Source organism: Pseudomonas vlassakiae, from assembly GCF_014269035.2.
Lineage (GTDB): Bacteria > Pseudomonadota > Gammaproteobacteria > Pseudomonadales > Pseudomonadaceae > Aquipseudomonas > Aquipseudomonas vlassakiae.
In genome coordinates this window covers 65,491-72,607 of record NZ_JABWRP020000022.1, presented here as the reverse complement: position 1 = coordinate 72,607, position 7,117 = coordinate 65,491, and the positions used below count along the sequence as shown (strand labels likewise).

Sequence of the window (7,117 nt, the reverse complement as noted above, 5' to 3'; positions counted from 1 at the left end):
AGCCTTGCGCGGTGACTTCATAGGCGTGCCAGATGCGTTGGTCGAGCAGCACGTAGAGATAGCCGCTGCGCAAGGTGCGCAGGCCGATGCGGGTTTGCGTGGCGGGGTCACTGCCGGGGCGGGTATCGGGGACGACGGCGCGGCGCAGGGGGAGGATAGGCAGGCCCTGGCGCTGGCAGGCTTTGCAGGGGGTTAGGAGGAATTCGACTTCGGCGACGGCGTCGGCAATATCTTGCGTGATGCTCATGAGTCATTCAGGCTCGATCAAGATGAGCCTGAACACTACCGAGGAATCAATTCTCAGAGGAGCTGAGCGCTTCCTAAAATATCGTAGGAATTTTCGCCTAGATATTTGCCTTTTGCTGCAACCGCTGGCTCTACGTCGCCAAATCGAAACCCGCACGCTGATGTGTGTCGACGATAACCTTTCATAGGGGCCGACCCTCATGTTGATTGGCGAAGTGACACGGTGGCACGTCTCTGGCTTGACCCAACGCATGGCCATGTCTTCGGCAAACTGCCCTCCGGTAGATGCAAAGTGAATGTCAAAATGCGCTTGATAATGATTGGTTAGTTGAGCGTCTGCCCAGTTGCGCTACGCTGGAAAAACATTGCCGTGGCGCTTTACCTGCCCGCAGGAGCGCAACATGAACTTCCTTATCGAACAGGCCAGCGTACAGGGACGGCCGGGCTGGTTGGTGCATGCCTGTGGCATGACCTTTACCTTCCCCACTCAGGATTCGGCGCACAGTTTTGCCAGCAAGCTGGCAGAGCGGGTCGACGCGCCTCATCAATTGCCGCGAGAAACACTGAAGTACTGGAATGCGCAACATGCTCGTTTGAAACATGGCATCCGTTAGTTCAGGGCAACCCGGGAGGGCAACGTATGAGTGGACGTGCACTGGAACCCATCGATCGTATTACCGAAGTGATGTTCGGGCTGTTGATGGCCACCACCTTCACCGGCTCGCTGAGTGTGGCCACGGCCGGCCGCGAAGATGCCCGGCTGATGCTGATCGCGGCCTTTGGCTGCAACCTGGCCTGGGGCCTGGCCGATGCGGTGATCTACTTGTTGCGCACCTGGACCGAACGGACCCGCAGCCGCACCTTGCTGGCCCGGCTGCTCGCTGATGAGAAAGGGCAGGAGGGGCGTCAGCTGATTGCCGATGCACTGCCGGCGCGCATCGGCGAGGTGGTGGACGAGAACGGCCTGGAGCTGCTCAGGGTCCATCTCATGCGCAACGGCCAGCAACCGCTGCCGGCACGGCTTGGCCTGCAGGACTTCAAGGCGGCCCTGGCGACCTTTCTGCTGGTGGTGCTGGCGACTTTCCCGCTGGTCATACCGTTCCTGGTGATCGCCCATACCGGCACCGCCATTCGCGTGTCAAACCTGGTCGCCCTGATCATGCTGTTCCTCGCCGGCTGGCTGCTGGCCCGCTATTCCGGCGGGCGCCGAGTGCTCACGGGGGTGATCATGTCGCTGGTCGGGGTGGCGCTGATCCTGGCCATCATCGCCCTCGGTGGCTGAGCCAGGCGTCAGTACTTGATGTCCCTGGCGCGTTCGCGGCCTTGCTGTTTGCTGTGGCGTTTGTCCTGGCGGCAACCGGCGTTGCTCTTCTGGTCGGCGTGGCGACAGTCCTGCTTGGTCTGGCGCGCATCCTGGCGGGTTTCCTGGCGCACTTCGCGGGCTTGCTGGCGCCGTTCGGCGCGCTCGGTAACGGCCGCCCAACCCTGTAAGGTAGTGGCGCACAACAGCACCGCGACGCAAAAACGACCGGCTCTTGAAGTTGCCATGATCGGGCCTCCTGGTGGATGGATTTGTTACCGCGAAGCACTCAGGGCATGTTTAGTACAGTTCCGTTTCAATAGGCGATCTAGATTTAAACGCAGTAAGCCCTGCTGCCATTAGTGCGTTGAAATCCAATGCACAAAGTGGTCGAAAATGCCGCCTTTGCTACCCTTACCGCACGGCAGCGACTGCCCGTTTTGCAATCCATTCTTTTCCCGCGGTATGGCCAGATGGGGAACTGCGATGCGCATGCCATTGTTATGCGTCTTGTCGGTCGTGTTGTACTTGAACGGTGTTGCCAGCCTGGCGCTGGCCGAGGATGTGCCGGCGCCCGACCCGGCGCCTGCCGAAGCCAAGCAGGCAGTGTTCGATCAGGAGCAACTCGACCAGATGCTCGCGCCGATCGCCCTGTACCCTGATCCGCTGCTGGCCCAGGTGCTGATGGCGTCGACCTACCCGGGCGAGGTGACCGAGGCGGTGGCCTGGTCCAAGGCCAACCCCAAGGCCCAGGGTGATGAGGCGGTCAAGCAGGTGGCCAACCAGACCTGGGACCCGAGCGTGCAGTCGTTGGTGGCGTTCCCGCAGGTGCTGGTGGTGCTCGGCCAGGACCCGGTGTGGGTCCAGCGCCTGGGCGACGCCTTCCTGGCCCAGCCCGATGACGTCATGGCCGGCGTTCAGCGCCTGCGCCACCAAGCCCAGGCGGCGGGCAACCTGACCAGCAACCAGTACCAGAACGTCACCGTGCAGGCCGCACCCGCAGCGGCCCCGGCCAGCTCGGGCAGTTCGCAGAGCACGCCTGCCAGCAGCGCCTCGACCAGCACCATCATCATTCAGCCGGCCGACCCACAGGTGGTCTACGTGCCCACCTACAACCCGACCACCACTTACGGCACCTGGGCCTATCCGGCCTCGCCGCCGGTGTATTACCCACCGTCGCCGATGTACTACGCGGGCACCGCGCTGATGGCCGGGCTCGCGTTCGGCGCGGGCGTGGCGATCATCGATTCGGTGTGGGGCGATTGCGACTGGAATAACGGTGATGTCGATATCGACGTCAATCGCTACAACAACATCAACGGCAACAACCGCATCACCAACAACCAGAACAAGTGGCAGCACAACCCCGCGCACCGCGATGGCGTGCCGTACCGCGACAACCGCAGCCGCCAGCAGTACGGTCGCCAGCTCGACGGCGCCAACCAGCGTGCTGCGTTCCGTGGCGATGACGCCCAGCGTGCCCAGGCCCGTGACCGTGCCCGCAGCTCGATGGACCGTGCCGGTATAGAGCGTCCGGCCACCAGCAACCGCGAAGCCCGCGACAGTGCGCGTCAGGCCCGCGCCGAAGGCGGCCCGGGCAATCGCCTGCAAGGCGCCAACAACAACGCACGCCCCGCCGATCGTCGCGCGGAACCGCGCAACACGCGTGAGAACACCCGTGACAACCAACAGGCGCGCAACCAGGTCAAGCAACGTCGGCAGGGTGAAGGCCAGGCCCGTCAGGCCGCGCAGAACCGCCCGAGCAACACGGCAGGCCGCGCCCGCAACAATGCCTTCGACGGCGTGCGTTCACCGTCGCGTACCACGGCACAGGCCAACCGCGGCCGTACCAGCCAGTCGTTCGCCCAGCGGCCCAATGCTTCGCGCGCAGCGGGGCACCAGGTATCCAGGCCCAGCGCCCCGGCGCGTCGCGGTGGTGGAGGTGGCCGTCGATGAACACCAAGACAACTATTGCAACGTTGCTGATTGGCCTCGGCATGGCCTGGACCCACCTGGCTGCAGCGCAGGAAGCCTTCCCGACGCCTGAGAAAGCCGTCGAATCGTTCGTCCAGGCACTGGGCGTCGAGCACGCCGACGAAGCACGCCTGACGCAGTTGCTGGGTGAGGACTGGCGCACCTATATCCCTCGTGAGGGCGTGCAGCGCAGTGATGTCGATGCCTTCCTGGAGCAGTACAAGGCCGGGCATCAGATCGACAAGCAGGGCGATGACAAGGCCATCCTGGCCGTCGGCCCTGATCACTGGACCTTGCCCATTCCCTTGACCAAGGCTGGCAACGGCTGGCGCTTCGACCTCAAGGCCGGCAGCGCCGAAATCCGTGCCCGGCGCATCGGCCGCAACGAGTTGGCAGCCTTGCAGTCGGTGCTGGCCTATCACGACGCGCAGATGGACTACGCCTCGAAGGACCGCAACGGCAACGGCGCGCTGGAATATGCCCAGCGGATCTTCAGCACGCCAGGCAAGCATGACGGCCTGTTCTGGGAGGACGAAGCGGGCGGCGAGATCAGCCCGCTGGGGCCGCTGTTCGGCAAGGATGTGCTAGGGGATGCCTGGTATGGCTACCACTTCCGCATCCTCGATGGCCAAGGCCCGTCGGCACCGGGTGGCGCCTACAGCTACCTGATCGGCAACCAGATGAGCCGCGGCTTTGCCCTGGTCGCCTGGCCGGCGAAATACGACGACACCGGGGTGATGAGCTTCATGATCAGCCACGACGGCCAGGTGTTCGAGAAGGACCTGGGGCCGCAGGGCGACAAGATTGCCAAAGCCATGAAGCGCTTCGACCCGGATGACAGCTGGAAAGAGGTAGACGTCGACGCCAGCGAATGAAGAACAGCGTGCGCACCGCGGGAGGCTGGGTGAAAACTACCCGGTGCTGTTCCGCTTTGGTGCGCGCCTGCCTCATTACAGGTCCAATCGCACAGGTTTGACCAAGCAATCAGGCAATAAGTGTGCAGAGTGAACAGGGAAGGTTGTGCCGATTGCCCGCAAATTTCCGGTTTTTCGCGCCAGGCAAAAGCGGCCCGCATATTGCTCCTCTGGTCGCAACGACAACCCGGAGCACCGTGCCATGAGCTCACCTACCGAATTCCCGCTATGCGAAGCCCCGCCATCCTCGCGCAAGGGGCTGCTGCCCATTGCCATGGTGTTGTTCAGCTTTACCTTTTTCACCGGCACCATGTTCGCCGGTGGCAAGCTGGGCATGGCCTTCAATTTCGTCGACATGCTGTGGGTCGCCGCGATCGGCAACACGCTGCTGGCGCTGTATGCCGCAGCCCTGGCTTTCATCGCCTCACGCAGCGGCTTGAACACCGTGCTGATGGGGCGCTTTTGTTTCGGTGAGGCGGGCAGCCGGCTTTCCGACTTCCTCCTGGGCTTTGCTGAACTGGGCTGGTACGCCTGGGGCACTGCGACCGTGGCGATCGTGCTGGTCAAGCTGTTGGGCCTGGCGGGTGGCTTCACCGTACCCTTGATGGTGCTGTTCGGCCTGGGCTTCAGCATTACCGCGATCATCGGCTTCAAGGGCCTGGACCTGCTGTCGCGGGTGTCGGTGCCGCTGATGTTCGCGCTGCTGCTGGTGTCGATGTACATCGCCACCGCCGATGCCGGGGGCTTTGCCGGCCTGGCCGCGGTGGTGCCCCATGAAACCATGACCTTCTCGGCAGCGGTGACCATGGTCTTCGGCACCTTCGCCAGCGGGGCCACCCAGGCCACCAACTGGACCCGGCTGTCGCGCAGCGGGCGGGTGGCGGTGGTGGCCAGCATCGTCGCCTTCCTGCTCGGCAATGGCCTGATGGTGGTGGCCGGAGCCTGGTGCGCGATGGTCTACCAGCAGGCCGACATCGTCGAAGTGATGATGCTGCAAGGCCTGTCGTTCGCCGCCGTGGTGATGCTCTGCCTGAACCTCTGGACCATCCAGGGGCCGACCATCTACAACGTCTCGGCGGCGGCCTGCCACCTGCTGCGCAGCGAACGCCGACGCACCGCCACGCTGGTCGCGGCAGCGGTGGGCATCGTGCTGGCGATTGGCGGCATGTATGAAATGCTGATCCCGTTCCTGGTGTTGCTGGGTTCGATCATTCCGCCCGTGGGCGGGGTGATCATGGCCGATTTCTGGTATCGCCACCGTGGCAAGTACCCGGCGCTGGCCTCGGTGCAGCTGCCGCGCTACAACCTGTTGGGCCTGGGGGCCTATGCGCTGGGTGCGCTGCTGGCCTACGCCTCGCCCTGGGTCGCGCCGCTGGTAGGCATTGGCGCCTCGGCCCTGTGCTACATCGTCCTGCTTGAAGTCAGCGGCCGGCGCCGGGCGCTGGGCCAGGCGGGCGTCGAGCCGTGAGCCTGGCGCTGGACGAAATCCTGCACCTGCCGGGCCTGCAGGAGATGACCGTGCGTGCCGGTGCGCGCAACCTGCAGCGGCGGGTGCGCTGGCCCTACGTGGCCGAGAACGAAGGCATCGCCGAGTGGGTGATGGGCGGCGAACTGGTGTTCGTCACCGGCATCAACCACCCACGTGGCGAGGCCAACCTGCTGAGCCTGGTCGAGGATGGGGAGGCGGTGGGCATTGCCGGGATGGTGATCCTCACGGGCGGCACCTTCATCCAGACCATTCCGCCGGCAGTGATCACCCGTGCCGAGCAGCTGGGCCTGCCGTTGATCGAGCAACCCTATGCGCTGAAGATGGTGATCGTCACCCACCTGATCGGCACGGCCCTGGTGCAGATGAACCAGGTGCGCCGCTCGCGCAACGATATCCTCGGCCAGTTGCTCAGTGGTGACTACCCGAGCCTGGCCATTGCCCGCCAGCGTGCGGCGCATCTTGAACTGGCGCTGGATGAGCCGCGTCGCGTGGTGGCGCTGCGCCTGCGACACGTCGAGCAGTTGTTCGAGCGCCATGGCCTGGCCCAGGGCGAGCGCCTCTGGCAGGCCACCCGTCAGGCTCTGGCAGACCAGCTCGAAGCCTGGTGCCGCGAGCGACCGGGAACCGTTACCGCACAATTGCCGGGCGACCTGCAGGTGCTGTTGCTGGCAGATGCCGCCGACCTGCCGTTGACGTTGGCCGCGCTGCACCGGCAGCTGGCCGCGGTGGTGGGGGAACTGGCACTGTATATGGGCCTGTCGCGCCTGGCTGCCGACTGCGCCCACTACCGGCAGGCGCTCAGCGAGGCGCGCCAGGCCCTGGAGGTGGCACAGCAGCTGCACCCGGCCAACGGATTCTGCGACTTCGGCGAGCTTGGCGTGCTGCGCCTGCTGCAAGGTATCGTCGACCGGTCGCTGATCGATGACTTCGTTGCCCAGACCCTCGGCCCGCTGATCGCCCCTGGACGCAAGCAGCCGCATGTGCTGGTGCACACCCTCGACGCCCTGCTCAAGGACAACGGCAACGGGCTCAAGGCCGCCCAGCGCCTGGGCCTGCATCGCAATACCATCAACCAACGTATTCAACGCATCGAACAACTGAGCGGGCAGTCCCTTGACGACCCGCTGTTTCGGATGAACGCTTCTGTTGCCATGCTGGTATGGCGCCTGAACGAAGCCCAAGGTAAGGAGTAAC

At 64.4% G+C, this 7,117-nt stretch carries 8 protein-coding genes; 6 read left to right on the top strand and 2 right to left on the bottom strand.

What is annotated here, in order from left to right; all coding sequences use genetic code 11:
• Positions 1-247 (bottom strand): toxin VasX (locus HU738_RS22720; RefSeq protein WP_217871501.1); only part of this gene is annotated, 247 nt, incomplete at its 3' end.
• Between the two features lie 400 nt (positions 248-647).
• On the opposite strand from HU738_RS22720, the gene HU738_RS22715 reads away from it, so the two are divergent.
• Both HU738_RS22715 and HU738_RS22710 read left to right on the top strand, forming a co-directional pair.
• Positions 648-860, top strand: coding sequence for a hypothetical protein (locus HU738_RS22715; RefSeq protein WP_186604277.1), 213 nt, complete (start codon positions 648-650; stop codon positions 858-860).
• Positions 861-886: 26 nt separating this feature from the next.
• Positions 887-1,528, top strand: coding sequence for a VIT1/CCC1 transporter family protein (locus tag HU738_RS22710; protein ID WP_176509816.1), 642 nt, complete (start codon positions 887-889; stop codon positions 1,526-1,528).
• Positions 1,529-1,536: 8 nt separating this feature from the next.
• Here HU738_RS22710 and HU738_RS22705 read toward each other — a convergent pair whose 3' ends face one another.
• The gene (locus HU738_RS22705; protein ID WP_186604275.1) at positions 1,537-1,794 is read right to left on the bottom strand and encodes a hypothetical protein; all 258 of its coding nucleotides are present in this window, start codon (positions 1,792-1,794) and stop codon (positions 1,537-1,539) included.
• Between the two features lie 238 nt (positions 1,795-2,032).
• Here HU738_RS22705 and HU738_RS22700 point away from each other — a divergent pair, with 238 nt between their 5' ends.
• From HU738_RS22700 to HU738_RS22685, 4 genes are all read left to right on the top strand, one after another.
• A complete protein-coding gene (locus HU738_RS22700; RefSeq protein ID WP_186604273.1) occupies positions 2,033-3,502 on the top strand; it encodes a DUF3300 domain-containing protein in 1,470 nt (489 codons plus the stop codon).
• Positions 3,499-4,395, top strand: a complete 897-nt coding sequence (locus tag HU738_RS22695) for a DUF2950 domain-containing protein (RefSeq protein ID WP_186604271.1) — start codon at positions 3,499-3,501, stop codon at positions 4,393-4,395. The genes HU738_RS22700 and HU738_RS22695 overlap by 4 nt, the downstream gene beginning before the upstream one ends.
• A 241-nt stretch (positions 4,396-4,636) precedes the next feature.
• Entirely contained in the window at positions 4,637-5,902 is a 1,266-nt protein-coding gene (gene codB, locus HU738_RS22690) for a cytosine permease (RefSeq protein WP_186604269.1), read from the top strand.
• Positions 5,899-7,116, top strand: coding sequence for a PucR family transcriptional regulator (locus HU738_RS22685; protein ID WP_186604267.1), 1,218 nt, complete (start codon positions 5,899-5,901; stop codon positions 7,114-7,116). Before codB ends, HU738_RS22685 begins: the two co-directional genes overlap by 4 nt.
• Position 7,117: the final 1 nt, after the last annotated feature.